Genomic DNA, 26810 nt, shown 5'->3' on the forward strand with positions numbered 1-26810 from the left:
TCGTACGGCAGGCACCGGCCGGTCCGATCTGGCGCCTGCGACCGACTTGGCGCGCGATCCGGCCGCGTCCGCCCAGCTCAGCAGGGCGCTCGTGGCGCAGCGACCACGGTCAGGCGTCGATCGATGGCTGAGGGTTCACGCCCGGACCGGGTGATCTATTTCATGTCCGTCATGTGAGTCATCGGCACCGGCCGGCCCGCCGCGCCACGGCTGACCGCCGGAGAATCCAGGCGTGGCCCGGCTCGCTGTGCCACGCTCAGGAGATGGACGACAAGACCATCCTGAGCCGGATCTCCGAACTGGTCGACGAGGAGCACCGGTTGCGCGCCGACGCGCAGGCCACCGAGGCGGGCACCGACGACGAGGCCCGCACCCGGCTCCGTGAGCTGGAGGCGTCCCTCGACCAGTGCTGGGACCTGCTCCGCCGCCGCCGTGCGGCGCGGCAGGCACACGGCGACCCGGAGGCGCAGGGTGCCCGACCGGTGTCGGAGGTCGAGCGGTACCTCCAGTAGCGATGGACCGGCTCCGGGTGGTTGCCGATGCCGCCACCCGGAGCCGACCGTCAGCGCAGGCCCGCCTCGCGCGCCAGCAGTCCGGTGAGCGCGGCCGGTTCGGCGAGGCTCGCCGGCAGGCCACGGGCGGCGAACCAGGTGCTGACGACCCGGACGTCACGGGCCAGGAAGTCGCGCCCCTGCGGGTTCGCCACCACGTCCACCACCTGCGGCAGATCGATCAGCACCAGCCGCCCGGCGTGCACCAGCAGGTTGTACGGCGACAGGTCGCCGTGCGCGTACCCGGCCCGGGCCAGAACCAACAGGGCCTCGACCAGTTGCTCCCACAGCCCGCGTAGCTCGGCTCCGGCCGGCCGCAGTTCGGCCAGCCGAGGGGCGGCCTGTCCGGTGTCCGGATCGCCGAGGAACTCCAGCATCAGTTCGGTGTCCCGCAACTGCACCGGGTACGGGACCGCCACCGTCCCGTACCGCTCGCCGATCTCCCAGAGCCGGGCCAACGCGGCGAACTCGGCCGCCGCCCACTGCCCGGCGATCATCTGGCGGCCGAACGCCGTCCGACCGGTCATCGCACGCATCTCCCGGGACCGGCGGACCCGGCGTCCCTCCAGGTATCCGGCGTCGCGGTGGAAGAGACGGTGCCGGGGATCGCGGTAGCGCTTGGCCGCCAGCACGCAGGAACGGTCACTGTCGGGGACGGCCCGACGGACCAGGTGGACGTCCGCCTCCTTGCCGGTCTTGAGCACCCCCAGCTCGGTGTCCTTCGCGGCCAGGTCGGTGACCAGCCAGGCCGGATGGGGCTGCGGACCGTGTACGGCGTCGTCCCAGGAGGACCAGACGGCACCGGTGTCCGGGTCGGGTTCGTCGGAGGGGTCGGCCGGCACCGGGCCGCGCGCCCGCCCGCGCTTCAGGAACTGTGGTTCGTCGTCATCGAAGCGGCGTCTGCCGCGGGTGTGGCGCTCCCGCGCCGAGAAATCGTGATCGCGCACGATGCTGGTATCCCTTGGTCGAGGTGACTGGAGGCAGGAAGTGACCTGCGAAGACGGCCATGACCGACCCCCTCTCCTCGACCGGGCGAGCGCCCGGGTGCACGATGCGCGGACCATGCTCGCTGCGCCCCCGGGGCAGCGTCAATCGCTTTTCTCGGACACGCGGGCTGGTCTCACGCGTCCATGACGGCGGCGACCGCGGCGATCACCGTGTCGACGGTGACGGTCGGCGCGAAGCGCGCGTCCGTCCAGCGTCGCCCCCGGTGCAGCCAGATGCTGGGCAGGCCGACGGCGGTCGCGCCACCGATGTCCGCCTCGGGGCCGTCCCCGATCACCCAGGCACCACGCAGCGGCATCCGCACCCGCTGGGCGGCCAGGGCGAAGATCCGCGGGTTGGGCTTGCTGACCCCGGCCTCCTCCGAGATCACCCAGTCCGCCACGTACCGGTCCAGGCCGGTACGCCGGATCTTGGCGTCCTGCTGGCGTACCGCCCCGTTGCTCACCACCACCGGCATCCAGCCCGCACCGTCGGCGATCCGCAGCGCGCAGGCGACCAACGGATCGAGTCGAGTGAACTCGACGACCCCGTCGTGCAGCTCCTCGACCAGGTCGATGGAGGGAATGCGCAGCCGGTAGCGGTCCCGGATGGCGTCCGCGACGTCCCAGCGGTCGGTGAGCCCGTCGGCGTCGATGGACAGCAGCCAGTCGATGTCGGCCGGGGGCGCGCCGATGCCGTCGAGGAAACGCTCTGCCCAGGTGCGGAACGGCCCGGCCCGGTCGAGCAGGGTGTTGTCCAGGTCCAGCAGGAGCAGCGGCACTCGGGAACCCTACGGTAATCGGGTACCCGCCCGACAGGGCCGGACGTTACGCGCTGATGACGGACCGGGGCACGATTCGGGTTTCCTGTTCGACAGATGTACCAAGCCGTACGTACGGTTTGCATAACCCCTGGTGGGCTGGGACGATCAGGATGTGCCCAGAGTAAGTCAGGATCAGCTCGACGCCCGCCGACAGGAGATTCTCGCCGCCGCGCGGGCCTGTTTCGCCCGGCACGGCTACGAGGGCGCCACCGTACGCCGCCTCGAGGAGGCGACCCGGCTGTCCCGAGGCGCCATCTTCCACCACTTCCGCGACAAGGACTCGTTGTTCCTCGCCGTCGCCGAGGACGACGCGGCGACCATGGTGGAGACGGTCGCCCGTAACGGTCTGGTGCAGGTGATGCGTGACCTGCTCGCCCGGGCGGTCTCCCCGGACACCACCGGCTGGCTGGGCAGCCAGCTGGAGGTGTCCCGGCGGCTGCGTACCGACCCGGCTTTCGCCAAGCGCTGGGCGGAACGCTCCGCGGCCATCGCCGAGGCGACCCGGGAGCGGCTGGCCCGCCAGCGCGACGCCGGCGTACTCCGCGAGGACATCCCGATCGACGTGCTGGCCCGCTTCCTCGAACTCGCCTACGACGGGTTGGTGCTGCACCTGGCGATGGGACGACCGGCCGGTGACCTCGGCCCGGTGCTCGACCTGGTCGAGGAAGCGGTACGCCGCAAGTAACGACGAGGTAACCCCGCCTCGGCCACCATCGATCGCTGGCATCGTCGCCGCACAATGAAGCGCGTCCCCTCGCCCGACAGGAGCTGGCCATGATCGAGCCCGCGGCAGACTTCGATTTCCACACCTGGGGCATTCCCAGTCGCACCTTCTTGATCATCTACCTGCTGGCCACCGTCGTACTCATCGTCGGCGTGCTGATCTTCCGACTGCGTACGCTGACCGGCCGCTTTGCGCCGCCCGCCGACCAACTCGGCCCGCAGCAGATCGCCTACCTCACCGGCGGGGAGGACCGGGCCGTCTGGTCCTCGGTCAGCAGCCTGCGCAGCCAGGGCCTGCTCGGCGTAGGCCCCGGCGGCGAGCTCACCGCCGACGGCCCGCTGTCGACCGGCGCCACTCCACTCGACCAGGCCGTGCACTACGCGGCCCGCCAGCGCTGCTCCGCCCGGCAACTGCGGCGTACCGAATGGGTGACCCGAGCGCTCGACCAACTGCGCGACGGTCTGTCCCGCCACGACCTGCTGGTCACCCCGGAACGCCGGGCGGCGCTGCGGCTGGGCGCCCTGCTGCTGGCCGCGATGGTGGCGCTCGGTGTCGCCCGGATCGTCGCCGGCATCGCCAACGACCGTCCGGTGTGGTACCTCGTGTTCATCGTCGGCGCGCTGGCGGTGCTGACCACGGTGCTGTTCGTCCGGGTGCCCCGCCGGACGAGGGCAGCCGACGCCGCGTTGCGCAGCCTGCGGCAACGCAACCGCCACCTCGCGCCCGCCTCGAACCCGGCGTACGCCGTCTACGGCGCCACCGGAGCCGCCATGGCCGTCGCGCTCTACGGCACCGCCTCGCTCTGGGCGCTGGACCCGGCCTTCGCCCAGCAGGCCGAGATCCAGCGTGAGGCGGTGACGGGCGGCGGAGGCACGGTGGGCGGCAGCTGCGGCGGAGGCAGCACCGCCGGCGCGAGCGGCTGTGGCAGCGGTGACGGTGGCGGTGGTGGTGGCTGCGGCGGCGGCGGTGGGTGTGGCGGATGACCGGCCCGCACGGGGTCGGCATCGGCTGGCGACCCGAGATCGCCGGGTTCGTCGCCGAACTGCCCGGCCTGCGTTTCGTGGAGGTGATCGCCGAGTCGGTGCCCACCGCCGGTCCGCCGCCTGACGCGCTTGTCGAGTTGCGACAGCGCGGCGTGACCGTCGTACCGCACGGGGTGCGGCTCTCCCTCGGCGGGGCCGAGCCGGTCGAACCGGCCCGGGTGGCCCACCTGGCGGCGGTCGCCGAACTGCTGGCCGCGCCACTGGTCAGCGAGCACATCGCGTTCGTCCGGGCCGGCGGGCTGGAGGCGGGGCACCTGCTGCCGCTGCCGCGTACCCGTGAGGCGGTCGACGCGGTCTGCGCCAACGTCGCGCGGGCCCAGGCCGAACTGCCGGTGCCGATCGCGTTGGAGCCGATCGCGGCGCTGTTCGACTGGCCCGACGACGAACTCGACGAGGCGGCGTTCCTCAGCGAGATCCTGGCCCGCACCGACGCGCTGCTGCTGCTCGACATCGCCAACGTGCACGCCAACGCCGTCAACCGGGGCACCGACCCGCTCGCGCTGCTGGACCGCCTCCCCCTGGAACGGGTGGCGTACCTGCACGTGGCCGGCGGCGCCGAGCAGGGCGGATTCTACCACGACACGCACACCGATCCGGTGCCCCCGGCGGTGCTGAACCTGCTCACCGAGCTGTGCGCGCGACACCGCCCACCGGCGGTGCTGCTGGAACGCGACGGACACTACCCACCCGCCGCCGAGCTCCGTGCCGAGTTGGATGCCGTGGCCGCCGCCACCGGCTTTCCGCTGGTCACATGAGCGCGCCTCCCGTCGACGGCACGGACCCCACCGGCGACCGCCCGGGCACGCCCGACACCCACCGCCCACCGTCCGGATCCCTGGCCGCCCGGCAGGCGGAACTCGTCGCGGCCCTGGTGGCCGGCGGGCCACCACCGCCCGGCTTCACGCCGGCCCCGTTGGCCGCCGCCCGGGCCGCGTTGCTGCGCAAGCGGGCCGGCGAGGTGGCCCGCCACTGGCCGCTGTTGGCCGCAGGGCTCGCCCCGCACTGGCCGGCGACCTTCACCGAGTGGGCGGCGGATCGACCCACCCTCGGCGGGCTCCGTGACGGCTGGGACCTGGCCCGCGTCCTGCACGCCCGCCACGCGCTGCCGGCGCTCGGCGCCGAGGAACTGGCCGTCCGCGAGGCGACCTACCGCTACGACGGGGACGCAGCCCCACGCCGCCGCCGGTGGCCCGCCGTCGGCCGGGCCGGCGCGGCCGTCGCCGTGCAACTCGCCGGTCGGGTACGCCTGCTTCGCACCGCCCGGTAGCAGCGCCGACACCGCCTGCCGCAGCGCACCCCGACGCAACCCCCGGTCGCTCGGCGCGGGCGCGCTGCGGCAGGATCGACTGCATGGATCTGGGACTGACCGACCGGGTGTACGTGCTCACCGGCGCCTCCCGTGGCCTCGGCTACGCCACCGCGCAGTGTCTGGTGGCCGACGGTGCCCGGGTGGTGCTCTCGGCGCGACGCGCCGACGAGGTGGCCACCGCCACCGCGGCCCTCGGCGGGCCGGACCGGGCCGTCGGCATCACCGCCGACCTTGCCGACCCGGCCACCCCCGGTCGGCTGGTGGAGGCGGCGCAGCAGCACTTCGGCCGGCTCGACGGGGCCCTGGTCTCGGTGGGCGGGCCGACGCCGGGCAGCGCCGCCTCGGTCGACGACGAACAGTGGCGGCACGCCTTCGAGACGGTCTTCCTGGGCAGCGTACGGATGGTGCGGACGGTTGCCGCGGCGCTGCCCGACGGCGGCGCGATCGCGCTGGTGCTGTCCACCTCGGCCCGTGCGCCGGTGACCGGCCTGGGCATCTCCAACGGCCTGCGGCCGGGGCTGGCCGGGGTGGCCAAGGACGTCGCCGACGAGTACGGCCCTCGCGGCGTACGGGTCATCGGGCTGCTGCCGGGACGCATCCTCACCGATCGCAACCGGGAACTCTTCGCCGCCAGCGGCGACCCGGAACAGGCCCAGGCCGAGGCGGAGGCGGGAATCCCGCTGCGGCGCATCGGTGAGCCGGCCGAGTTCGGGCGGGTCGCCGCGTTCGTGCTCTCCCCTGCCGCGAGCTACCTCACCGGGATCACCCTCCCGGTCGACGGTGGCGCGCTGCGCGGCCTGTGACCGTCGAACCGCCCGCCGAGCAGCACCGGAAGACCCGGCGCGGCACCGGGTCGGGTGCGGCGGTGACACCCCGCCCGCATCCGCGGCCCAGCCGCGAGGACCTCGCCGCGGCCGTCGACAGGACGTTGCCGGATGTCATCCGCGCCGGGCTGGACGTGCTGTTCGTGGGCATCAACCCGGGGTTGTGGTCGGCGGCCACCGGTTGGCACTTCGCCCGTCCGGGCAACCGGTTCTGGCCGGCGCTGCACCGCAGCGGCTTCACCCCGCGCCTGCTGCACCCCAGCGAGCAGGACAGCCTGCCCGAACTCGGGCTGGGCATCACCAACATCGTCGCCCGGGCCAGCGCCCGGGCCGACGAGTTGACCGCCGCCGAACTGGTGGCCGGTGCCCGGGAGTTGACCGGCAAGGTCGCCCGCTACCGGCCGCGGTGGGTGGCGGTGGTCGGGGTGACCGCGTACCGGGTGGGGTTCGCGCGGCCGAAGGCGACCTTCGGTCGACAGCCCGAGCCGTTGGCCGGCGCCCAGCTCTGGGTGTTGCCCAATCCGAGCGGCCTGAACGCGCACTACACCCCGGAAACCCTCGCGGGGGCCTTCGCCGCCCTCCGCGAGGCCACCGGCAGACCGCCCGCCGGCGGGTAGCCGGCGGGTCAGGTGGCCCGGCGGTCAGTTGGCGGCGGCGGGCGGCAGGGCCTCGTCGGCGACGTACTCGCGGGTGGGGATGACTACCGGTTCCGGGTGCGCGGCGTCCGCGTACGGGCTGGGCGAGTCCGCCACCGCGAACTGCGTGCGGTACAGCTCGGCGTAGAGGCCGCCGACGGCGACCAGTTCCTCGTGGCGGCCCCGCTCGACGATCCGTCCCCCGTCGAGGACAAGGATCTGGTCCGCGTCCCGCACGGTGGAGAGCCGGTGCGCGATCACCAGCGCGGTACGCCCGGTCAGCGCCACCGACAGCGCCCGCTGCACCGCCGCCTCACTCTCGGAGTCCAGGTGAGCGGTGGCCTCGTCGAGGATGACGATCGACGGCGCCTTGAGCAGCAGCCGGGCGATGGCGATGCGCTGCTTCTCCCCGCCGGAGAAGCGGTAACCGCGCTCACCCACGGTCGTCTCGAGCCCGTCGGGCAGGGACCGGACCAGATCGGCGACCTGCGCACCGGCCAGCGCGGCCCACAACTCGTCGTCGGTGGCGTCGGGCTTGGCGTAGCGCAGGTTCTCCGCGATGGTCTCGTGGAACAGGTGGGAGTCCTGGGTGACCACGCCGATCTCGTCGCGCAGCGACGCGAGCGTGGCGTCCCGTACGTCCACTCCGCCGACCAGCACCTGCCCGTCGGTGACGTCGTAGATGCGCGAGATCAGCATGGACAGGGTGGACTTGCCGGCACCGGACGGGCCGACCAACGCCACCATCTGGCCCGGCTCGACCTTGAACGACACGCCCTTGAGCACCGGCTCGTTGATCGTACGGTCCAGCGTGGCGACCTCTTCGAGGGAGGCCAGCGAGATCTCCGCGGCGCTCGGGTAGCGGAACCGCACGTCGCGGAACTCCACCGTGCCCGTGCCCTTGGGCACCGGTACCGCGCCGGGCCGCTCGGTGATCGCCGGCTTCAGGTCGAGCACCTCGAAGACCCGGTCGAAGGAGACCAGCGCGCTCATCACGTCCACCCGGACGTTGCTCAGCGCGGTGAGCGGACCGTAGAGCCGGGTGAGCAGCAACGCCAGGGTGACCACGGTGCCGGCGCTGACGTCACCACGGACCGCCAGCCAACCGCCGAGACCGTAGGTGAGCGCCTGGGCCAGGGAGGCCACCAGCATCATCGCCACGAAGAAGGTCCGCGAGTACATCGCCGACTGGATGCCGATGTCGCGGACCCGCTCGGCGCGGCGGGCGAACCGGTCGGCCTCCGCATCCGGGCGGCCGAAGAGCTTGACCAGCAACGCGCCCGCGACCCCGAACCGTTCGGTCATTGTCGCGTTCATCTTGGCGTCGAGGTTGTACGACTCTCGGGTGATCTCGGCCAGCCGCCGCCCGACCCGCCGGGCCGGGATGATGAACACCGGCAGCAGTACCAGCGACAGCGCGGTGATCTGCCAGGAGAGGGTGAACATCACCGCGGCGGTGAGCAGCAGCTGGATCACGTTGCTGACTACGCCGGACAGCGTGGAGGTGAAGGCCCGCTGGGCCCCCAGCACGTCGTTGTTGAGCCGGCTGACCAGCGCGCCGGTCTGGGTGCGGGTGAAGAACTGCAGCGGCATCCGCTGCACGTGGTCGTAGACCCGGGTGCGCAGGTCGAGGATGATGCCTTCGCCGATACGCGCCGAATACCACCGCTGCGCCAGCGAGAGCAGCGCGTCGGCGACGGCCAGCCCGGCGATGAACAGCGCCAGCCGGATCACCACCGACCCGCCGTCGGGACCGCCCTGGGTGATGGCGTCGATCACGTTGCCGGCGAGCAGCGGGGTGGCCACGCCGATCACCGCCGCGATGATCACCGTCAGCAGGAACACGACGATGTCGCGCCGGTAGGGCTGGGCGAAGGCCACGATCCGCCGGGCCACGCCGCGCTGGAGCCGGTGGGTGGAGATCTCGTCGCGGCTGCGCATCGACCGGAGCATGCCCCAACCGCCCATGCCGCCAGCGGCCATGTGGTTGGACACCGCCACCTCCGGGGTCGTCACGTCATTCGAGCCGGCACATCACACTGCCGTCGGGTCGATTCTCCCGATGACTACGACAACCTCGTACGTAACCCGGACCTTCCCGATCGGTCCTTACTATTCTCCGCGCCCCGTGAGATCGCGCAGCCGCCGGGTCTGTGCCTCCCGCTCGGCCCGCTGCTGCTCGGCATGGCTGCGCCCGGCAGCACCGGCGAGCAGCGCCTTGATCTCCACGACCGCGTTGCGGTTGTTGGCGAGCAGGCCCGCGGCGAGATCCCGCACCGCGTCGTCGAGCTCGGCGTTGGGCACGACGACTGTGGCCAGCCCGATGCGGTCCGCCTCGGTGGCGTCCATCCGCCGGCCGGTGGCGCAGATCTCCAGCGCCCGGGCGTAGCCGACCAGTTCGACCAGGCGCTTGGTGCCGGCCAGGTCCGGCACCAGCCCGATCGTCGCCTCGGCCATCGACAGCTTGGCGTCGGTGGCCAGCACCCGCAGGTCGCAGGCGAGCGCCAGCTGGAAGCCGGCACCGATCGCGTGGCCCTGCACGGCGGCGATGGAGATGATGTCCGGCCGGTGCAGCCAGGTGAACGCGGACTGGTAGACCGCGATCCGGTCGGCGCACTCCGGCTCGGGGAGGGCGGCCAGATCGGCGAAGGAATCCGGGCCGGAGGCACCCGCGACCGACAGGTCCAGTCCGGCCGAGAACGCGCGACCCTCACCACGGAGGATCACGACGCGTACGTCGCCGGGCAGGGCCCGGGAGAATTCGCTCAGCGCGCGCCACATCGCCGGGGTCTGCGCGTTGAGCACGTCGGGCCGGCACAGGGTGACTGTGGCCACCGGCCCGTCGCAGTCCAGCCGGACCCCGGTCGCCTCGGTGGTCACCGGGCGGCCCGGGTCACGGCGATGGGCGCCGTCAACCGGCGCGTCATGCCTTCTTACGCCGTCGCGCGCCGCCGCGCTGCCGCAGCTGCACTCCGGACTCGGTGAGTACCCGGTGGATGAACCCGTAGGAACGGCCGGTTGAGGCCGCGAGGGCACGAATGCTCTCTCCCCCGGTGTACCGCTTGACCAGGTCCTTGGCGAGCGTCTGACGCTCGGCTCCGACGATCCGGCGACCCTTCTCAGTGCTGGTGGCTGTGCCCGTGGCTGCCATGCTGTGTCCTCACGTCCCAGACTGTGCGGTTCGGATACGGTCCCACCTATTAGACCGTCTCGAACGATCATGCGCCAGATATCAACTATTCGCCAACCGACACGCTATGCAATGTCAGCTTCCCGATAGGTAACCCACCCCGCCCACCAACCACCCCGTTGATCAAGAGCTTTTCGTCTGATCCGAACGCGATTTGAGACGCAAACTTCTTGATCAACAGGTGGAGGGGAATGGGTCGGTCAGGCGAGTTCGACGAGTTCGAGGAGGTCGTCGCTCCAGGCGTCCTCGTCGCCGTCGGGCAGGAGGATGGCACGGTCGGGCTTCAGCGCGAGTACGGCGCCGGGGTCGTGGGTGACCAGGACGATCGCGCCGGGATAGCGGGCGATGGCGTCGAGGACCTGCTCCCGACTGACCGGGTCCAGGTTGTTGGTGGGCTCGTCGAGCAGCAGCACATTCGCACCGGAACACACGAGCGTGGCCAGGGCCAGCCGGGTTTTCTCCCCACCGGAGAGCACACCGGCGGGCTTGTCCACGTCCTCGCCGGAGAAGAGAAACGCACCGAGGATCTTGCGCAGTTCGGTGTCGGTCTGCTCGATCGCCGCGGCCCGCATGTTCTCCAGCACGGTCCGCTGCACGTCAAGCGTTTCGTGTTCCTGCGCGTAGTAGCCCAGTCGCAGCCCGTGCCCGGCGTGCACCTCGCCGGTGTCCGGCTCCAGCAGACCACCGAGCATCCGCAGCAGCGTCGTCTTGCCGGCGCCGTTGAGTCCGAGAATGGCGACCCGGGAACCCCGGTCCACCGCCACGTTGACGTCGGTAAAGATCTCCAACGACCCGTACGACTTCGACAGGCCGGTCGCGGTCAGCGGGGTCTTGCCGCAGGGGGCCGGCGCGGGGAAACGCACCTTTGCCACCTTGTCGGAGACGCGTACCTCCTCCAGGCCGGACATCAGCCGCTCGGCCCGGCGGGCCATGTTCTGCGCGGCGACGGTCTTGGTGGCCTTGGCCCGCATCTTGTCCGCCTGGGCCATCAGCGCCCCGGCCTTCTTCTCGGCGTTGGCCCGCTCCCGGCGGCGACGCCGCTCGTCGGTCTCCCGCGCCTCCAGGTACGCCTTCCAGCCCAGGTTGTAGACGTCGACCACGGACCGGGTGGCGTCGAGGAACCAGACCTTGTTGACCACGGACTCCAGCAGGTCACCGTCGTGGGAGATGACCACCAGCCCGCCCTTGTGGTTGGCCAGGAAGCCGCGCAGCCAGGTGATCGAGTCGGCGTCGAGGTGGTTGGTGGGCTCGTCGAGCAGCAGGATCCCGCCGCCGTTGTCACCGGCGTCCCGGAACAGGATCCGGGCCAGCTCGATGCGGCGGCGCTGACCGCCGGAGAGGGTGCCGATGGTCTGGGCCAGGGCCCGGTCGGGCAGCCCGAGGTTCGCGCAGATCCGCGCCGCCTCGGCCTCGGCGGCGTACCCACCGAGCGCGGCGAACTGGTCCTCCAGCGCGCCGTAGCGGCGGACCAGCTTCTCGTCGCCACCGTCGGCGAGCTTCGCCTCCAGATCCTTCATGCCGGCCATCAGGGTGTCCAGGCCGCGGGCGGAGAGCACCCGGTCACGGCCGGTGACCTCCAGATCGCCCGTACGCGGATCCTGCGGCAGATAGCCGACCGGGCTGCGCCGGTCGACCTGCCCGGCGTACGGCTGGCCCTCACCGGCCAGCACCTTGAGTGTCGTGGTCTTGCCGGCGCCGTTGCGGCCGACCAGGCCGATGCGGTCGCCGGGTTGCACCCGCAGCGTCGTGTCGGACAGCAGGATCCGGGCGCCGGCGCGCAGTTCCAGGCCGGTGGCAGTGATCATGTTTGGGGTACTCGCTCTCGAGATCCGGAGGGCTGACTCAGGGCACACGAAAGCGCCGGCGGATCATGGTGACCCGTCGGCGCGGGGCGTTCAGCCTTCGCAGAGCAGCACGGCGACAAGTGTACTCGGCCCCGGTTGCCGGGCACCGGGGATTATCAACCAAGATCGTCGGGTACCGGATCGCCCACCGGATTCCGTTTCCGGCACCGCGACCACCCTCAACTGATCACCGACCGATCGGGGTCATCATGGAGCTGAACGAGAACGCCCGCATCGACACCAGTCAGATCGACGACCGGCGCGGCAGCGGCGGAGGCGGCGGGATGGGCATCCCCATCCCGATCGGCGGCGGGCGCGGCGGCATCGTCGGGATCGTCATCGCCGTGCTGGTGGCCCTGGTCGGTGGTGGCCTCGGTCTGAACGCAATGACCGGCGAGGAGGGCGACAACGCCGCGCTGGAGCAGCGTTGCGAGGAGGCCCCGGACGCGCTGGAGCACCTGGACTGCCGCAACAACCTGTACGTCAACTCGATCCAGGCGTACTGGCGTACCGCCCTGCCGGAGGCGTTCGGCGAGCAGTACCGCCCCACCCGTACGGTCTTCTTCGACCGGGCCGTCAACACCGCCTGCGGCTCGGCGGACTCCGGCGTCGGACCGTTCTACTGCCCCGGAGACTCGCTGGTCTACATCGACCTGTCGTTCTACGAGGTGCTCTCCGAGCAGCTCGGCGCCAGCGGCGAGTTCGCCCAGCCGTACGTGCTGGCCCACGAGTACGGCCACCACGTGCAGAACCTGCTCGGCACCAACGAGCAGGTCCACCGCGCCCAGCAGCGCGACCCGGGCGCGGCCAACGAACTGTCGGTACGGCTGGAGTTGCAGGCCGACTGCTACGCGGGCGCGTGGGCCAAGAACGCCACCGGCACCGCCGACGACCGCGGCCAGAAGATCTTCACCAGCATCACCGAGCGGGACATCGCCGAGGCCATCGACACCGCCGAGGCGATCGGCGACGACGCCATCTCCGAGCGGGCCAACCGGCCGGTGAACCCGGACGAGTTCACCCACGGCTCGTCGGCCGACCGCAAGCGCTGGTTCAACCGCGGCTACGACAGCGGCGACCCGGCCACCTGCGACACCTTCAGCGGCGCGGTCTGAGGCGAGGGCGGTCAGGCGGGGTCGCGGACGAGGATGCGGATCGCCCGCGCGGCGGTGGCCGCGTCGAGCAGCACCGCGTACCGGGGTTCCGCAACGTCGAGCAGCCGCTCGGCGCGCAGGGCGGCCAGCGGGGCGAGTCGCCGGTCAGCGAGGATGCCGTCCACCGTCCGCCGGTCGCCACCGGCGACCAACGCGGCCAGGCGGTCGGCCTCCGGCAGCAGCAGCCGTACGGCAAGTTCGGTCGCCTCGCCCAGGGCCGCCTTCGCCTGGTTGTCCCGCCGCCGCGCGAAGCGCTGCTGCGACCAGCCACCGGCGGCCGTACGCCCCTGCACGTACCGGGTGTCCACCTTGTGCACCGGCAGCTGCTCCCCCTCGGCGATGCCGACGGCCACCGCGCCCTTGCGGGCCAGCAACAGCCCGATCCGGCGGGGCGCGACGGCCTGCGCGGCGAAGGTCTCCAGATCCGGTGTCGCGGGCGCGCCGGGCGGGGTGTGCAGCTCGGCGGTGGCACCGTCGGGTGCCGACAGCAGTAGGCCGTACTCCTCGATCGTGGTGGTCGGCGGGCCGTGCCGGTCGGCGAAGCCGGAGACCCAGCGGGCCAGGCGGGCCGGGTCGACCTCGACCCACCGGCCTCCTCCGGCGGCGGGTCGACTGCTCATGCCCCGACCGTACGACACCGGGCGGCGGCCCTGGCAGGCGGGACGGCCCTCCGACCGCTGGGGCACGCCGAACTACGACCCGAGGTGACGGCCGTGGCTGGCCCTGGCCGCCTGCTGGGCTGGGCCGGCACGCCGGCCGGGAAACGGAACGCGGGAGGACACCCGAGGTGTCCTCCCGCGTCAGTCACCTGTCGGTCAGTGCACCGTGAGGTTGCCGCCGGTCAGGTTGACCTCGCCGGTCCCCGTGCCCGTCCAGTCGGACGAGAAGAGCAGGACACCGCCCTGCCACAGGGTGAGCCCGACGGAGTCGTTGCGCCCGGGAGCGCCCCGGTCGGTCACCGTCACCGCCAGCGTCAGGCCGCTGGCGACCAGCTTGCCCTTGCTGTCGTACAGGCTGGCCTGGTAGCGCAGGTCGGCCCGCTTACCGGCGGAGGTGATGCCACCGCCGGCGACCGTGGTGGCCTTGATCGTGTAGGTCTTGCCACCGGAGCGGAACTCGATGTCGGCCTTGCCCGAGGCGGCCTTCTTGCTCGTGGCCGGCTTGGCGTTCAGCTCCACCGAGACCTTCGAGTTCCCGTCGGCCGGGTAGGTCCCGGCGGACCGACCGGCGGTCAGGTGACCACCACCGGTGAGGAAGCCGCCGTCGGAGACGGCCACCCGCACCGTGGCGGTGGTGCTGCCGGTGTAGTGGCCGCCGACGGTCGCGGTGACCGTGTGGGTGCCCGCCGGCAGGGTGGCCGTGCAGGCCGCCGAGCCGGTGGTGGTGGCCGCGCCGAGCAGGCCCACCGTGGCGGTGCAGAGGGTCGCTCCGTTCGCGGTGAAGGTGACCGTGGCGTTGCGCAGGTCACCGGCGGTGGTGTCGGCGCTCGACGGGAGCACCGAGCTGTCCCGCAGGACGGTCCGCAGCAGGGCGCTGCCGGCGGCACCGTTGGTCACGGTGGTCACCAGCGTGTCCCCGGCCCAGGTGGCCGCCGCGTTCTCCGGGGTCACCCGGATGGTGAACGAGGTGCTGCCGGTCAGGCCGGAGCCGTCGGCCACGGTGACGGTGACCGGGTAGTCGCCCGGCGCCGCCGCGGTGGTGCCGGTGACCGTCCAGGTACGGGTGCCGGGCCGGGTGTCCGTGCCGGAGGTGTTCGCCACGGTCAGCACCAGGCCGGCCGGCAGGCCGGTGGCGGACGCGGTGAGCGCCGAGCCGGCGGTGTCGCCGTCGGTCGCCCGGATCGTCACCGTCGGCGCCAGGGCGTCGCTGTACTGGACGCTAACCCCGCCGGCCGGGGCGTCGTGGGACACCTCGGGCGCGGACCGGATGGTGAACTCGGCGTCGTTGACGGCGAAGAAGACGTTGCCGACCGCCTCGATCTTGATCCGGGCCTTGTCGGTGGCCACGTTCGGCAGGTTCACCGTCGCGGTACCGGTGTTCGGGGTGCTCTCGGCCAGCACGTACGGGAAGGTGTCGCCACCGTTCACCGACAGCGTGATCTTCACGTTGCCGGTGTTCACCGGCGCCGCGTCGGTGCCGGCGACGTCCCAGGTCACGGTCTGCGCCGAGCCACCGTCGACGGTGGTGGCGGCGGCCTGCGAGGTGACCAGGAACGGTCCGGCGTCCGGCGCCAGGGTCAGCGCGACGCTGGCGCTGCCGATGCCGCCGCCACCGAGGCGACCGTCCCGGGCGGTGAGCTTGAAGTTCATCGTCCGATCGTTGTTGAAGCCGACCCAGTCGCGGGTGGGCAGGAACTCCGAGTAGCAGTCCAGGATCTCCGGCGGGACGTTCGAGGCGCTACCGCTGGTCGGCGGGGCCGGCGGGGTCGGGCAGGCACCGGTCTTGGCGTTGGTGTTGCCCACCAGGATCTGCTTCATGTCCGGGAAGACCCGGGTGGAGTTCGTGGTGACCGCGTTCTGGCCCGGCGAGTGGTACTTCAGGGCGTCCTCCGGGGACACCCAGGCCGGCTCACCGAAGACCCGGAACAGCGGGCCGTTGGTCTTGGTGTTGTTCATCAACGCGGTACCGGCGCTGCCGCCCCGGTCGTTCTGCTCCCACAGGTAGGTCAGGGTGTCACCGTCGACATCGGTGGCGCTACCGGTCAGGGCGAACGGCGTACGCACCGGGATGGTGACGTTGTCCGGCACGGTGACCACAGGGGCGTGGTTGGTGGTCTGCTCGACCAGGTACCCGCCATTGTCGATGGCACCACCCTTGGCGGTCTCACCGACGAAGCCGGTGACCCCGTTGAGGTTGGTCAGGGCCAGCGAGGCGACGTTGGTGGCGGCCAGGGTGCCGGTGAAGGTGACCTGGAAGCCGGTGTCGTTGAGCGTGCCGCTGCCACCGAAGGCGGCCACGTTGACGCCTGCCCCCGCCGGCCAACCGGCGATGGACTCGATCGCCGCCTTGATCCCCGCGGTGGTGTAGTTGACCCCGCGCACGATCGGCGCCGAGTCGACGCCACCGTAGTTGACCGTGAACGAGTCGCCGTTGGTGTCGAAGTCGACAAGCGACACCGTCTGCACCTCGTTGATGGCCGGCCGGTTCGCGGTCACGAAGTTCGTGATCTCCGTGAAGGTCCGGTGCGACCAGTACGGGTCGGTGTGCGGCTGGAGGTTGTCCTGCCGGCAGATGCCGGCGTACGCCATGATCGACGAACCGCTGCCCGGCTCGTACGAGTTGGCCGCGCTGCGGTTACCGCCGGAGCAGTTGTGCTGGTTGCCGTTGAAGGTGTGGTTGCCGGCGAACTGGTGACCGATCTCGTGGGCCACATAGTCGACCGCGAAGTAGTCACCGACCGGGTTCGGCAGACCGGTGCAGCCACGGGCCTTGCCGTCGCCGCCGACCACGCCGAGACCGGCGATACCGCCACCGCTGAGGCCGAGGCCGATGTGGCCGACGTCGTAGTTGCTGGCACCGATGATCTGGCCGAGCACGATCCGGTTGCGGTTCAACAGGCCGCTGCTGCAGCCGGCGACCTGGGCCGGGGTGTAGCACGGCGCCGAGCCGCACGGGCCGTTCGGCTCGGTGGCCAGGGCCGGGGTGTTCAGGTTGGTCTTGTCGGTGTCGTTGACCAGGACCAGCCGGATGGCGGTCTCGTCCTCGTAGATCTGGTTCACCCGGTTGATCAGCGTCACCTTCGCCGCGGTCACGTTCTCCGCACCGAAGTAGTTGGCGTACGTCGGGTCGGTGACGAAGGCGAGCCGGTAGGTGCGCAGGTTCACCCGCGGGCCGGCCACCGGCTCGTCGAGCGCCTCGTGGATCTCGTCGTGCAGGGCGTGGGCCGCCGTCTCGACGTCCTCACGCTCGACGAAGTCGCCGTGCCGGTCCTCCAGGTCGCGGGCGAAGTAGCTCGCGTACAGGCTCTGGTCGCGCTCGTAGAGGGGGTCGATGTACCAGGCGCCCTCGGCCGAGCGGATCGAGGCGTGGAAGCCGAGCGGGGTCAGGTCCGCCCGGATCGTCGCGGTCGGGTCGTCCAGACCCTTACCGGCGTACGTGGTGATCTCCGGGTGCTTGGCGGCCAGACCGGCCTCCATCACCGGCGACTTGACCAGCTCGAAGCGCTGGAAGGTGCCGTCCGGCGCGGGCAGCGACACCACCTGCTTCGACTGGCGCAACGCCCGGCGGTTCTCCGTCGGGGCCTTGTCCAGCACGCCCTTGATACCGGCACGGTCGAGGGTGTAGGCACTGAGCCGCTTCGCCTTGATCGCGGCCGCCCGGCCGGACTTGGTGGCCGCGGGCTTGCCGTCCACCTTCCGCCACGGTCCCTCGGCGGAGGGGGCGGCGGACGCGGTCGCCGGCGCCGCCAGGACCGGCAGCAACGCCGCGGTCATCGCGGTTACCAGGAATGTGGCCAGCCGACCACGACGTGACCGACCATGCGCCGGTCGGCCACCCGATGGGTGGGTGAGGGGGGTCCTCAAGTCAGCTCCCTGTTGATGGAGGGGTGAGACCGACCACGTCCGCCCGGATCCGCGGGACAGCCGTGGATGATCTACGGATCTGACAGAACCCTAGGTGGACGGCGGATGTCAGACATCCCCTGAACAGGGTAAGAACGGGCCGGACAGTCGCACCGGGACACGATTGTCGGTCGACTGTCGCCGCCGGACTGTCCGCATTGGAGCGGTTGCGCCCGATCAGCGACCGATGAGGGTGGCCACGGCGAGGGCCGCGATGATGGCGCTCGACAGCAGGGCGGTCACCAGACGACCACGGTCGCTGGTGAGCACCCGTCCGATCATCGTGCCGCCGGCCGCGATCAGCAGTTGCCAGCTGGCGGAGGCGAGGAACACCCCGAGCGTGAAGAGCGCCGCGAGGGCGACCCCGGACCCGCCGAGTTCCACCCGGCCTAGCACCAGCGCGGTGAAGTAGACGACGGTGGCCGGATTCAGCAGGGTCAACGCACCGATCCCGGCGAACGCCCGGATCGGGGTCTCCAGCCCGCGCCGGGTGGCCGGTCCCCCGACCGCTCGCGTCCGGCCGCGCGGCCGCAGGGCCCGCCACACCCCGTACCCGGCCAGACCCACCAGCACCCCGGCCGCGACCAGCCGCAGCGGCGTGGCCAGCGGCGCCAGCCAACCGGCGACGACGGCCCCGCCGAACGCCGCGACCCCGGCGTAGATCCCGTCGGCGGTGGCCACCCCGAGTGCCGCGGACGCGCCGACCCGGAACGACGTCCGTGCGGCGAGCCCGAGGATGAGGACGGCGATCGCACCGACCGGGATGGCCACCCCGTAGCCGGCGATCAGGCCGGCCAGGAACGCGCCGGTCACGACGGTCGGCAGCGGATCGAGGCGGAACCGGTCGACCGCTGCTGTCGGCCCGCGACGAATGTCACGGCGACAGCGGACGACTTGATCAGACACACCTCGAACACGAGGCTGATCCTGCCCCCGGCGACCCGCGCCGCGCCAGCGATTTACCGCCGGTCGGGGTGAGGCCGTCCGGGGCAGGACAGACAGCGCCCGGAGCACCGGCAACGGCCGGGCTCCGGGCGCTGGACGTACGCGTCAGACGTTGAAGCCGAGGGAGCGGAGCTGGTCCCGACCCTCGTCGGTGATCTTGTCGGGGCCCCACGGCGGCAGCCAGACCCAGTTGATCCGGATGTCGTTGACCAGACCGCCACCCGGGCCGGTGGTCAGCGCCTGGCGGGCCTGGTCCTCGATCACGTCGGTGAGCGGGCAGGCCGCCGACGTCAGCGTCATGTCCAGGGTGGCCACGTTCTCGTCGTCGACGTGCACCCCGTACACCAGGCCGAGGTCGACCACGTTGATGCCCAACTCCGGGTCGACGACGTCCTTCATCGCCTCCTCGACGTCGGCCACGGCGGCCTTGCCGCGCGCTGCCGCACCATCGGCGGCGGGCGTCGCCGACGCATCGGTGGCCGGCGTCGCCGCGCTGTCGGTCGCCACCGCGCCCGACTCCGGCGTGCTGCTTTCCTCGGTCATGCCTTCACCTCCGTCGGGCTCGCGCCCACACCGGCGCGTGCCGCGGCGTCCTTGAACGCCATCCACGGCAACAACGCGCACTTGACCCGGGCGGGATAGCGGGCGACACCCTCGAACGCCACCCCGTCGCCGAGCACCTCCTCGTCCGGCGTGACCTGGCCACGGCCGGACATCAGGGCCACGAACGCCTCGTGCACCTGGAACGCCGCTGCCGCCTCCCGGCCGGTCAGCAGCTCGTGCAGCACGCTGGCCGACGCCTGGCTGATCGAGCAGCCCATGCCGTCGTACGACACGTCGTGCAGCACCTCGCCGTCGGTGGCCACCCGCACGGTCACCTCGTCACCACAGGTGGGGTTGACGTGGTGCGCCTCGGCCACCCGGTCGGTCGGCTCGGCGGCGTCGCGCAGCCCGCGCCCCTGCGGGTGCTTGTAGTGATCCAGGATGATCTCCTGATAAAGAGCATCAAGTTGCATCAGGCTGAGCTCCTGTCGACTCGCGGACTCCTGCGTCGCCGCTCACTCGAACACCTTCCGCACCTGCTCCAGGCCCGCCACCAGGGCGTCGATCTCCTCGGTGGTGGTGTAGAGGTAGAACGAGGCCCGGGTCATCGCCGGCACCCCGAAGCGGGTGCAGACCGGCCGGGCGCAGTGGTGGCCCACCCGCACCTGCACACCCAGGGAGTCGAGCACCTGCCCGACGTCGTGCGGATGCACGTCGCCGAGGGCGAAGGAGATCGTGCCACCCCGGCCGATCGGCACGTCCGGGCCGAAGATCCGCAGGCCGGGCACGCTACCCAGAGCATCCAGGGCGTACGCGGTCAACTGCTTCTCGTGCCACTGGATGGCCCGCATGTCGAGCGCGGTGAGATAGTCCACGGCCGCACCCAGCGCGACCGCCTCGGCGATCGGCGGGGTGCCCGCCTCGAACCGGGCCGGCGGCGCGGCGAACGTCGAGCCGGCCAGCGTCACCGTCTCGATCATCGAACCGCCGCCGAGCACCGGCGGCATCGCGGCGAGCAGTTCCGACCGCCCCCACAGCACCCCGATGCCGGTCGGGCCGCACATCTTGTGCCCGGTGAAGACGATGAAGTCCGCGTCCAGGTCGACCACGTCGATCGGCATGTGCGGCACCGACTGCGAGCAGTCCCACAGCAGCAGCGCACCCACCTCGCGGACCCGCTCGGTGATCCGCGCGGTGGCGTTGACCGTGCCCAGGATGTTGGACATGTGCACCAGCGAGACGATCTTCGTCCGCTCGGTGACCAGGTCCGTCAGCCCCGACTCGTCCAGCCGGCCCTGCTCGGTGACCGGGAACCAGCGCAGCGTCGCGCCGGTGCGCTCGGCCAGCAACTGCCACGGCACGATGTTCGAGTGGTGCTCCATCTCGGAGATGACGATCTCGTCACCCGGGCCGAGCCGGAACCGAGGGTCGGCGTCCGCGCGCAGCGAGGCGTTGGAGAAGGCGTACGCCACGATGTTGATCGCCTCGGTGGAGTTCTTGGTGAACACCACCTCGTCGACGCTCGGCGCGTTGATGAACGACGCCACCTTCGCCCGGGCCGTCTCGTACCCCTCGGTGGCCTCGGTGCCCAGCGTGTGCACCGACCGGGACACGTTGGCGTTGTGCTGCTCGTAGTGCTCGCGCAGCACGTCGAGCACCTGACGCGGCTTGTGCGAGGTGTTGGCGCTGTCGAGGTAGACCAGCGGATGGCCGTTGATCTCCCGACCGAGGATCGGGAAGTCGGCGCGTACCGCCGCCACGTCGTAGCGCGGCTCGTCGTCGTACTGCGGCATCCCCGGCGGGATCGCGATGGTGGTCATCGTCGTGACCAGCCTTTCCTTGGGATCAGGCCCGCGCCGAACCGGCCCCGGCCACGTACCGCTCGTAGCCCTCTTCCTCAAGCTTGTCGGCCAGCTCCGGGCCACCCTGCTCGACGATCCGGCCGGCCACGAAGACGTGCACGAAGTCCGGCTTGATGTAGCGCAGGATCCGGGTGTAGTGGGTGATCAGCAGCAGGCCGGTGTCACCGGTGTCACGCACCCGGTTCACGCCCTCGCTGACCACCCGCAGCGCGTCCACGTCGAGGCCGGAGTCGGTCTCGTCGAGGATGGCCACCTTCGGCTTGAGCAGCTCCAGCTGCACGATCTCGTGCCGCTTCTTCTCGCCACCGGAGAAGCCCTCGTTGACGTTGCGCTGGGCGAACGCCGGGTCCATGTGCAGGCGCTCCATCGCGCCGCGCAGCTCGGCACCCCAGGTCCGCAGCTTCGGCGCCTCGCCGTCGATCGCGGTCTTTGCAGTACGCAGGAAGTTCGCCACCGACACGCCGGGCACCTCGACCGGGTACTGCATGGCCAGGAAGAGGCCGGCGCGGGCCCGCTCGTCGACGGACATCTCCAGCACGTCGACGCCGTCGAGGGTCACCGAACCACCGGTGATCTCGTACTTCGGGTGACCGGCGATCGAGTACGCCAGGGTCGACTTGCCGGAGCCGTTCGGACCCATGATGGCGTGGGTTTCGCCCGAATTGACCGTCAGGTTTACCCCGTGCAGGATCGGCTTGAGCTCACCCTCGGGCAGCTTGACCGACACCTGCAGGTCACGGATCTCCAGGGTGCTCATTATCGGGTCACTCCATTGCTCGGCTTCGGGCGGCCGTCGTCGCCCACGGGAAGGTAGATGTCGCCGTCGCGGACTTCGACGGGGTAGACAGGGACGGGTTCGGTCGCGGGCAGGCCGGTCGGCTCGCCGGTACGCAGGTCGAAGCGGGAGCCGTGCAGCCAGCACTCCAGCGTGCAGCCCTCCACCTCGCCCTCGGAGAGCGCCACGGCGGCGTGCGAGCACTCGTCGTGCACGGCGTAGAACCGGTCGTCCTCACCGTGCACCAGCGCGATCTGGATGCCCTCGACATCGGCGCTGATCGCGGTGCCCTTCGGCACGTCCTCGACCGCACAGATCCGGATCATCAGGCGCCCGCCTTGGTGAGCCGCGCCTCGATGGTCTCCCCCAGCCGCTCTCGCAACTCCTCGACCGGGATCTTGTTCAGCAGCTCGGCGAAGAAGCCGCGCACCACCAGCCGGCGGGCCTCGGCCTCCGGGATGCCCCGGGCCATCAGGTAGAACAGCTGCTCGTCGTCGAAGCGGCCGGTGGCGCTGGCGTGACCGGCGCCGGCGATCTCGCCGGTCTCGATCTCCAGGTTCGGTACGGAGTCCGCCCGCGCGCCGTCGGTGAGCAGCAGGTTCCGGTTGATCTCGTACGTGTCGGTGCCGGTCGCCTCGGCCCGGATCAGCACGTCACCGACCCAGACGGTGTGGGCGCTCTCGCCCTGCAACGCGCCCCGGTAGCCGACGTAGCTGCGGCAGTCCGGCACGGTGTGGTCGACCAGCTGGCGGTGCTCCAGGTGCTGGCCGGAGTCGGCGAAGTAGACGCCGTACAGCTCGGCCTCGCCACCCCGGTCGGTGTACTCGACAGTGGTGTACTGCCGGACCAGGTCACCGCCGAGGCTCACCTGCACGTGCAGCACCCGGGCGTCGCGGCCCAGCTTCACCTTCAGGTGCTGGGCCTGCACGGCGTCGTCGGCCCAGTCGGCGACGGTGACCAGGGTCAGCTTCGCCCCGTCCCCGACGGTCACCTCGACGTTGTCGGCCAGGGTCGCCGAACCCACGTGCTCCAGCACCAGGATCACCTCGGCGAACCGGCCCACCTCGACGACGGTGTGCCCGAAGGCCAGACCCTCGCTGCCCTCGCCGACCACCCGCAGCACGGCCGGGCCGCTGACCACCGCGTCCTGGGCCACCCGCACCAGCAGCGCCTGCTCGACGCCGCCGTAGGCCAGCGCGCTGACCCGGTCGAACGGGGTGAGCACCGTACCGACCCGCGGGTCGTCGCGGCCGATCCGCTCCACCAGCACGCCCTCGGGCAGGTCGGCGTACTCGTGCCGGACCGTGCCGGTGGCGATGCGATCGTCACCGACCAGCCCGCGCAGCCGCTTGAGCGGGGTGAAGCGCCACTCCTCCTCCAGGCCGGTCAGGGCCGGGAAGTCGGCGACGTCGTACGAGCGCAGCGCCTGCGACTTGGTGGTCGGCGGCGCGGAAGCCTGGATAGTCATCTCGTCCTTGGTCTGTTCTTGCGACGACGGTGAAGGTGCTGGGATGGCGGGCCGGGCGTGCCGGCCCGCCGGGCGGGGTCAGCCGACCGCGCCCTCCATCTGCAGCTCGATCAGGCGGTTGAGCTCCAGGGCGTACTCCATCGGCAGTTCCTTGGCGATCGGCTCGATGAAGCCACGCACGATCATCGCCATCGCCTCGTCCTCGCTCAGGCCCCGGCTCATCAGGTAGAAGAGCTGGTCCTCGCTGACCTTGGAGACGGTGGCCTCGTGCCCCATCGAGACGTCGTCCTCGCGGATGTCGACGTACGGGTAGGTGTCCGAGCGGGAGATGGTGTCCACCAGCAGGGCGTCGCACTTGACCGTGCTGGCGCTGCTGTGCGAGCCCTCCAGCACCTGCACCAGGCCCCGGTACGAGGTCCGGCCGCCACCCCGGGCGATCGACTTCGACACGATGGTGCTGCTGGTGTGCGGTGCCGCGTGCACCATCTTGGCGCCGGCGTCCTGGTGCTGCCCCTCGCCGGCCATCGCCACCGAGAGCACCTCGCCCTTGGCGTGCTCGCCGGTCATGTAGACCGCCGGGTACTTCATGGTCACCTTGGAGCCGATGTTGCCGTCGATCCACTCCATGGTCGCGCCCTCGTGGCACACCGCGCGCTTGGTGACCAGGTTGTAGACGTTGTTCGACCAGTTCTGGATGGTGGTGTAGCGGCAGCGGGCGTTCTTCTTGACGATGATCTCGACGACCGCGCTGTGCAGCGAGTCCGAGGAGTAGATGGGCGCGGTGCAGCCCTCGACGTAGTGGACGTATGCGCCCTCGTCGACGATGATCAGCGTCCGCTCGAACTGGCCCATGTTCTCGGTGTTGATCCGGAAGTACGCCTGCAGCGGGATCTCCACCTGCACGCCCTTCGGCACGTAGATGAACGAGCCACCGGACCACACGGACGTGTTCAGCGCGGCGAACTTGTTGTCGCCGACCGGGATCACCGTGCCGAAGTACTCCTTGAAGATGTCCTCGTGCTCCTTGAGGGCGGTGTCGGTGTCAAGGAAGACGACACCCTGCTCCTCCAGGTCCTCACGGATCTTGTGGTAGACCACCTCGGACTCGTACTGCGCCGCCACACCGGCGACCAGCCGCTGCTTCTCCGCCTCCGGGATGCCCAGCTTGTCGTAGGTGTTCTTGATGTCCTCGGGCAGGTCCTCCCAGCTGGTGGCCTGCTTCTCGGTGGACCGCACGAAGTACTTGATGTTGTCGAAGTCGATCCCGGTGAGGTCGGCGCCCCAGGCCGGCATCGGCTTGCGCTCGAACAGCCGCAGGCCCTTCAGCCGCAGGTCGAGCATCCAGGCCGGCTCGTTCTTCTTGGCCGAGATGTCCCGCACCACCGCCTCGTTGAGGCCACGCTGAGCCACAGCGCCGGCGACGTCCGGGTCGGCCCAGCCGTACTCGTAGTTACCCAGGGCGGCGAGCTGCTCCTCCTGGGTCAGGGGCTGGACGATCTGCTCGGTCATCTATCTGTCCTCACAGTGGTGACGGTCATACCGGACTGGGCAGGCGGCGAACCGGGAATGTGCGTGGTGCACACCCCGTCACCGTGCGCGATGGTGGCCAGGCGCTGCACGTGCGTGCCGACCAGGCGGGAGATCACCGTGGTCTCGGCCTCGCACAGCGCGGGGAACTCGGCGGCCACGTGCGCCACCGGGCAGTGATGCTGACAGAGCTGGCCGCCGGAGGCGATCGTGGACGCACTGGCAGCGTAACCCTCGGCGGTCAGTGCGGCGGCGAGAGCCTCCGCCCGCGCCATCGGCTCGTCCCCGGCATCGGCCAGGGCCGCCTGACAGCGCGCCTCCAGGGCGGCCACCTGCTCGGCGGCGAACTCCTCCACCGCGCGCGGGCCACCCGTGCGGGCGATCCACCGCAGCGCGGCGGTGGCCATGTTGTCGTAGTGGTGGGTGCCGCAGCGGCTGCGCGCGGCATCGGTCAGCAGGAACACCTTGGCCGGGCGACCCCGCCCCCGGTGACCGCGCACCGTCTGCTCGCGGGCGATGACGTCACCGTCGGCGAGCATCGCGTCGAGGTGCCGGCGGATCGCCGCCGGGCTGAGCCCCAGCGCGCCGCCCAGCTGGGCGGCGGTGGCGGCACGGCGCTCCAGCAGCAGCTGGGTGACCCGGCTGCGGGTCGACAGGTCGCCGCTGGGAGTAGCATCCGCAACCGGCCTGGTGGAGGCGGGTGGCGTCGAGCGGTCGGCGACCGAATCGGCCGCCGACGGGTGCTCGGGGAGCCCTGCCGCCTTTTTCACAACGCCCACGTTACGTAATTCGATCAGGCCCTGCAAACGGGGGTCCGGTGATCCGAGCCACCGAAAGGGCGGAGTCACCCGATCGGGGACAACTACGGTGCGTAGGATTCGCTCCGTGAAGCGACCTGCCCGGTTCCCGGTCTCCAGCACGCTGCTCCGCCGCCTCGCGTTCGCCAACATCGTGGCGAACGTGGTGATCGTCGTCACCGGCGGGGCGGTCCGCCTGACCGCCTCGGGCCTCGGCTGCCCCACCTGGCCCAGGTGCACCGATGATTCCTACACCACGACGGCCGAGATGGGCATGCACGGGGTGATCGAATTCGGCAACCGGCTGCTCACGTTCGTCCTGGTGCTGATCGCCGGCGCCACCCTGCTGGCCGTCCTGGCGCACCGCCCGCGTCGGCGGGGAGCGCTGCCCCTGGCGCTGGCCGTCGTACTGGGCATCGTGGCGCAGGCCGTGATCGGCGGCATCACCGTACGCACCCAGCTGCACCCCTCGATCGTGGGCATCCACTTCGTGGTCTCGATGCTGCTGCTGCTCGTCTCGTACGCCCTGTGGCGGCAGGTGCGCGAACCCGACGGCCCGAAGGTCGCCCTGGTCCCCCCGCCGCTGCGCGCCCTGACCTGGATCACGGTGGTGGTCAGCGCGGCGGTCATCGTCGTCGGGGTGCTGGTCACCGGCAGCGGCCCGCACGCCGGTGACGCCGACGCGGTTCGCAACGGCCTGGACCCGCAGACCATCTCCCAGGTGCACGCCGACCTGGTCTTCCTGCTAATCGGCCTGACCGTCGGCCTGTGGCTGGCGCTGCGCGCCCTCGGCGCCCCCGTGGGGGCGGTACGGGCCGTCCGCACCCTGCTGCTGGTCGAGCTGGCCCAGGGCGTGATCGGCTTCGTGCAGTACTTCACCAACCTGCCGGTGCTGCTGGTGGGCGCCCACATGCTCGGCTCCTGCCTGGTCTGGCTGGCCACCCTGTCGGTGCTCTGGTCGATCCGCGAACGCCGCCCCGCACACCCCGACCCCACCACCCCGACCACCCCACCCGGATCCGTCACCCCCGCCCCGGAGCCAGTCACCGCCCACGCCTGACCCGCCCCGCGCCCGCCCCGCCGCGGCCCGCTGGGATCGCCGCAAGATCACGCTCGATCCGGGATCGAGTGGCCTTCCTCGGGATCAAGGCCACTCGATCCCGGATCGTGCAAGCCGACTCCGCCCCGCCCGCCCCTGACCCGACGAAGTCGGGCGTGGGGTCGGGCGGCGGCGAGGTCAGGCGGCCGCG

26 protein-coding genes are annotated in these 26810 nt (G+C 71.3%); 9 read left to right on the forward strand and 17 right to left on the reverse strand.

Features of this window, described 5'->3' with window-relative positions:
- Positions 1-263: 263 nt before the first annotated feature.
- Positions 264-512, forward strand: coding sequence for a DUF2630 family protein (locus JMF97_RS04935; RefSeq protein WP_013734914.1), 249 nt, complete (start codon positions 264-266; stop codon positions 510-512).
- A gap of 50 nt (positions 513-562) precedes the next feature.
- Here JMF97_RS04935 and JMF97_RS04940 read toward each other — a convergent pair whose 3' ends face one another.
- The gene (locus tag JMF97_RS04940) at positions 563-1498 is read right to left on the reverse strand and encodes an RIO1 family regulatory kinase/ATPase domain-containing protein (RefSeq protein ID WP_203220449.1); all 936 of its coding nucleotides are present in this window, start codon (positions 1496-1498) and stop codon (positions 563-565) included.
- A gap of 173 nt (positions 1499-1671) precedes the next feature.
- Positions 1672-2316, reverse strand: coding sequence for an HAD family hydrolase (locus JMF97_RS04945; RefSeq protein ID WP_013734916.1), 645 nt, complete (start codon positions 2314-2316; stop codon positions 1672-1674).
- Between the two features lie 154 nt (positions 2317-2470).
- Here JMF97_RS04945 and JMF97_RS04950 point away from each other — a divergent pair, with 154 nt between their 5' ends.
- The 6 genes from JMF97_RS04950 to mug all read left to right on the forward strand — a co-directional run bounded on the left by JMF97_RS04950 (position 2471) and on the right by mug (position 6875).
- The gene (locus tag JMF97_RS04950) at positions 2471-3043 is read left to right on the forward strand and encodes a TetR/AcrR family transcriptional regulator (RefSeq protein ID WP_013734917.1); all 573 of its coding nucleotides are present in this window, start codon (positions 2471-2473) and stop codon (positions 3041-3043) included.
- A gap of 89 nt (positions 3044-3132) precedes the next feature.
- On the forward strand, positions 3133-4065 hold the full coding sequence (locus tag JMF97_RS04955; RefSeq protein ID WP_203220450.1) for a TIGR04222 domain-containing membrane protein: 933 nt from the start codon (positions 3133-3135) through the stop codon (positions 4063-4065).
- Positions 4062-4880 (forward strand): MbnB/TglH/ChrH family RiPP precursor modification enzyme, encoded by an 819-nt coding sequence (locus tag JMF97_RS04960; protein WP_203220451.1) that lies wholly within the window; start codon positions 4062-4064, stop codon positions 4878-4880. Before JMF97_RS04955 ends, JMF97_RS04960 begins: the two co-directional genes overlap by 4 nt.
- Positions 4877-5392, forward strand: a complete 516-nt coding sequence (locus JMF97_RS04965; RefSeq protein ID WP_238358776.1) for an SCO6045 C-terminal-like domain-containing protein — start codon at positions 4877-4879, stop codon at positions 5390-5392. Before JMF97_RS04960 ends, JMF97_RS04965 begins: the two co-directional genes overlap by 4 nt.
- A gap of 83 nt (positions 5393-5475) precedes the next feature.
- Positions 5476-6237, forward strand: a complete 762-nt coding sequence (locus JMF97_RS04970) for an SDR family oxidoreductase (RefSeq protein ID WP_203220452.1) — start codon at positions 5476-5478, stop codon at positions 6235-6237.
- Positions 6234-6875 carry a G/U mismatch-specific DNA glycosylase gene (gene mug, locus JMF97_RS04975; RefSeq protein WP_203220453.1) on the forward strand — a complete coding sequence of 214 codons (642 nt, stop codon included), beginning with the start codon at positions 6234-6236 and terminating at the stop codon, positions 6873-6875. The genes JMF97_RS04970 and mug overlap by 4 nt, the downstream gene beginning before the upstream one ends.
- Positions 6876-6899: 24 nt before the next feature.
- Here mug and JMF97_RS04980 read toward each other — a convergent pair whose 3' ends face one another.
- The 4 genes from JMF97_RS04980 to JMF97_RS04995 all read right to left on the reverse strand — a co-directional run bounded on the left by JMF97_RS04980 (position 6900) and on the right by JMF97_RS04995 (position 11888).
- Entirely contained in the window at positions 6900-8876 is a 1977-nt protein-coding gene (locus tag JMF97_RS04980; protein ID WP_203220875.1) for an ABC transporter ATP-binding protein, read from the reverse strand.
- A gap of 129 nt (positions 8877-9005) precedes the next feature.
- Complete coding sequence (locus tag JMF97_RS04985) at positions 9006-9773, reverse strand: enoyl-CoA hydratase/isomerase family protein (protein WP_203220454.1); 768 nt, start codon at positions 9771-9773, stop codon at positions 9006-9008.
- A 43-nt stretch (positions 9774-9816) separates the two neighbouring features.
- Complete coding sequence (locus JMF97_RS04990) at positions 9817-10044, reverse strand: helix-turn-helix domain-containing protein (RefSeq protein ID WP_007072022.1); 228 nt, start codon at positions 10042-10044, stop codon at positions 9817-9819.
- Positions 10045-10283: 239 nt separating this feature from the next.
- The gene (locus JMF97_RS04995; RefSeq protein ID WP_203220455.1) at positions 10284-11888 is read right to left on the reverse strand and encodes an ABC-F family ATP-binding cassette domain-containing protein; all 1605 of its coding nucleotides are present in this window, start codon (positions 11886-11888) and stop codon (positions 10284-10286) included.
- A gap of 248 nt (positions 11889-12136) precedes the next feature.
- Between JMF97_RS04995 and ypfJ the strand changes: the two genes are divergently transcribed.
- Positions 12137-13042: a KPN_02809 family neutral zinc metallopeptidase gene (gene ypfJ / locus JMF97_RS05000; protein ID WP_203220456.1), complete on the forward strand. Its 906-nt coding sequence runs from the start codon at positions 12137-12139 to the stop codon at positions 13040-13042.
- 11 nt (positions 13043-13053) lie between these two features.
- On the opposite strand, the gene JMF97_RS05005 is transcribed toward ypfJ, so the two are convergent.
- The 11 genes from JMF97_RS05005 to JMF97_RS05055 form a co-directional block, all read right to left on the reverse strand.
- Positions 13054-13701 (reverse strand): acVLRF1 family peptidyl-tRNA hydrolase, encoded by a 648-nt coding sequence (locus JMF97_RS05005; RefSeq protein WP_203220457.1) that lies wholly within the window; start codon positions 13699-13701, stop codon positions 13054-13056.
- 195 nt (positions 13702-13896) lie between these two features.
- Positions 13897-17514 (reverse strand): M12 family metallo-peptidase, encoded by a 3618-nt coding sequence (locus JMF97_RS05010; protein ID WP_238358777.1) that lies wholly within the window; start codon positions 17512-17514, stop codon positions 13897-13899.
- A 306-nt stretch (positions 17515-17820) separates the two neighbouring features.
- Positions 17821-18468 carry a LysE family transporter gene (locus JMF97_RS05015; RefSeq protein WP_203220877.1) on the reverse strand — a complete coding sequence of 216 codons (648 nt, stop codon included), beginning with the start codon at positions 18466-18468 and terminating at the stop codon, positions 17821-17823.
- Positions 18469-18693: 225 nt separating this feature from the next.
- Positions 18694-19131, reverse strand: a complete 438-nt coding sequence (locus JMF97_RS05020) for a metal-sulfur cluster assembly factor (protein ID WP_203220458.1) — start codon at positions 19129-19131, stop codon at positions 18694-18696.
- Positions 19128-19604: a Fe-S cluster assembly sulfur transfer protein SufU gene (gene sufU, locus JMF97_RS05025; protein WP_126710522.1), complete on the reverse strand. Its 477-nt coding sequence runs from the start codon at positions 19602-19604 to the stop codon at positions 19128-19130. The genes JMF97_RS05020 and sufU overlap by 4 nt, the downstream gene beginning before the upstream one ends.
- 42 nt (positions 19605-19646) lie before the next feature.
- Positions 19647-20951: a cysteine desulfurase gene (locus JMF97_RS05030; RefSeq protein ID WP_203220459.1), complete on the reverse strand. Its 1305-nt coding sequence runs from the start codon at positions 20949-20951 to the stop codon at positions 19647-19649.
- 25 nt (positions 20952-20976) lie between these two features.
- Positions 20977-21750, reverse strand: coding sequence for a Fe-S cluster assembly ATPase SufC (sufC, locus tag JMF97_RS05035; RefSeq protein WP_203220460.1), 774 nt, complete (start codon positions 21748-21750; stop codon positions 20977-20979).
- Positions 21750-22094 carry a non-heme iron oxygenase ferredoxin subunit gene (locus JMF97_RS05040; RefSeq protein WP_203220461.1) on the reverse strand — a complete coding sequence of 115 codons (345 nt, stop codon included), beginning with the start codon at positions 22092-22094 and terminating at the stop codon, positions 21750-21752. The genes sufC and JMF97_RS05040 overlap by 1 nt, the downstream gene beginning before the upstream one ends.
- Positions 22094-23236 (reverse strand): Fe-S cluster assembly protein SufD, encoded by a 1143-nt coding sequence (sufD, locus tag JMF97_RS05045; RefSeq protein ID WP_203220462.1) that lies wholly within the window; start codon positions 23234-23236, stop codon positions 22094-22096. Before sufD ends, JMF97_RS05040 begins: the two co-directional genes overlap by 1 nt.
- 78 nt (positions 23237-23314) lie before the next feature.
- Entirely contained in the window at positions 23315-24745 is a 1431-nt protein-coding gene (gene sufB, locus JMF97_RS05050; RefSeq protein WP_013734937.1) for a Fe-S cluster assembly protein SufB, read from the reverse strand.
- Complete coding sequence (locus tag JMF97_RS05055; protein ID WP_203220463.1) at positions 24742-25533, reverse strand: helix-turn-helix transcriptional regulator; 792 nt, start codon at positions 25531-25533, stop codon at positions 24742-24744. The genes sufB and JMF97_RS05055 overlap by 4 nt, the downstream gene beginning before the upstream one ends.
- A 97-nt stretch (positions 25534-25630) precedes the next feature.
- Between JMF97_RS05055 and JMF97_RS05060 the strand changes: the two genes are divergently transcribed.
- The gene (locus JMF97_RS05060) at positions 25631-26620 is read left to right on the forward strand and encodes a COX15/CtaA family protein (RefSeq protein WP_203220464.1); all 990 of its coding nucleotides are present in this window, start codon (positions 25631-25633) and stop codon (positions 26618-26620) included.
- Positions 26621-26810 lie beyond the last annotated feature (190 nt).

The organism is Micromonospora fiedleri (assembly GCF_016774385.1).
GTDB classification, from domain to species: Bacteria; Actinomycetota; Actinomycetes; order Mycobacteriales; family Micromonosporaceae; genus Micromonospora; species Micromonospora gifhornensis.

Coding starts and splice junctions, on each gene's coding strand:
- JMF97_RS04935 (WP_013734914.1), top strand. CDS start 264: ATGGACGACAAGACCATCCTGAGCCGGATCTCCGAACTGGTCGACGAG.
- JMF97_RS04955 (WP_203220450.1), top strand. CDS start 3,133: ATGATCGAGCCCGCGGCAGACTTCGATTTCCACACCTGGGGCATTCCC.
- JMF97_RS04960 (WP_203220451.1), top strand. CDS start 4,062: ATGACCGGCCCGCACGGGGTCGGCATCGGCTGGCGACCCGAGATCGCC.
- JMF97_RS04965 (WP_238358776.1), top strand. CDS start 4,877: ATGAGCGCGCCTCCCGTCGACGGCACGGACCCCACCGGCGACCGCCCG.
- JMF97_RS04970 (WP_203220452.1), top strand. CDS start 5,476: ATGGATCTGGGACTGACCGACCGGGTGTACGTGCTCACCGGCGCCTCC.
- JMF97_RS04980 (WP_203220875.1), bottom strand. CDS start 8,876: ATGGCCGCTGGCGGCATGGGCGGTTGGGGCATGCTCCGGTCGATGCGC.
- JMF97_RS04990 (WP_007072022.1), bottom strand. CDS start 10,044: ATGGCAGCCACGGGCACAGCCACCAGCACTGAGAAGGGTCGCCGGATC.
- JMF97_RS04995 (WP_203220455.1), bottom strand. CDS start 11,888: ATGATCACTGCCACCGGCCTGGAACTGCGCGCCGGCGCCCGGATCCTG.
- ypfJ (WP_203220456.1), top strand. CDS start 12,137: ATGGAGCTGAACGAGAACGCCCGCATCGACACCAGTCAGATCGACGAC.
- JMF97_RS05005 (WP_203220457.1), bottom strand. CDS start 13,701: ATGAGCAGTCGACCCGCCGCCGGAGGAGGCCGGTGGGTCGAGGTCGAC.
- JMF97_RS05010 (WP_238358777.1), bottom strand. CDS start 17,514: ATGACCGCGGCGTTGCTGCCGGTCCTGGCGGCGCCGGCGACCGCGTCC.
- JMF97_RS05020 (WP_203220458.1), bottom strand. CDS start 19,131: ATGACCGAGGAAAGCAGCACGCCGGAGTCGGGCGCGGTGGCGACCGAC.
- sufU (WP_126710522.1), bottom strand. CDS start 19,604: ATGCAACTTGATGCTCTTTATCAGGAGATCATCCTGGATCACTACAAG.
- JMF97_RS05030 (WP_203220459.1), bottom strand. CDS start 20,951: ATGACCACCATCGCGATCCCGCCGGGGATGCCGCAGTACGACGACGAG.
- sufC (WP_203220460.1), bottom strand. CDS start 21,750: ATGAGCACCCTGGAGATCCGTGACCTGCAGGTGTCGGTCAAGCTGCCC.
- JMF97_RS05040 (WP_203220461.1), bottom strand. CDS start 22,094: ATGATCCGGATCTGTGCGGTCGAGGACGTGCCGAAGGGCACCGCGATC.
- sufD (WP_203220462.1), bottom strand. CDS start 23,236: ATGACTATCCAGGCTTCCGCGCCGCCGACCACCAAGTCGCAGGCGCTG.
- sufB (WP_013734937.1), bottom strand. CDS start 24,745: ATGACCGAGCAGATCGTCCAGCCCCTGACCCAGGAGGAGCAGCTCGCC.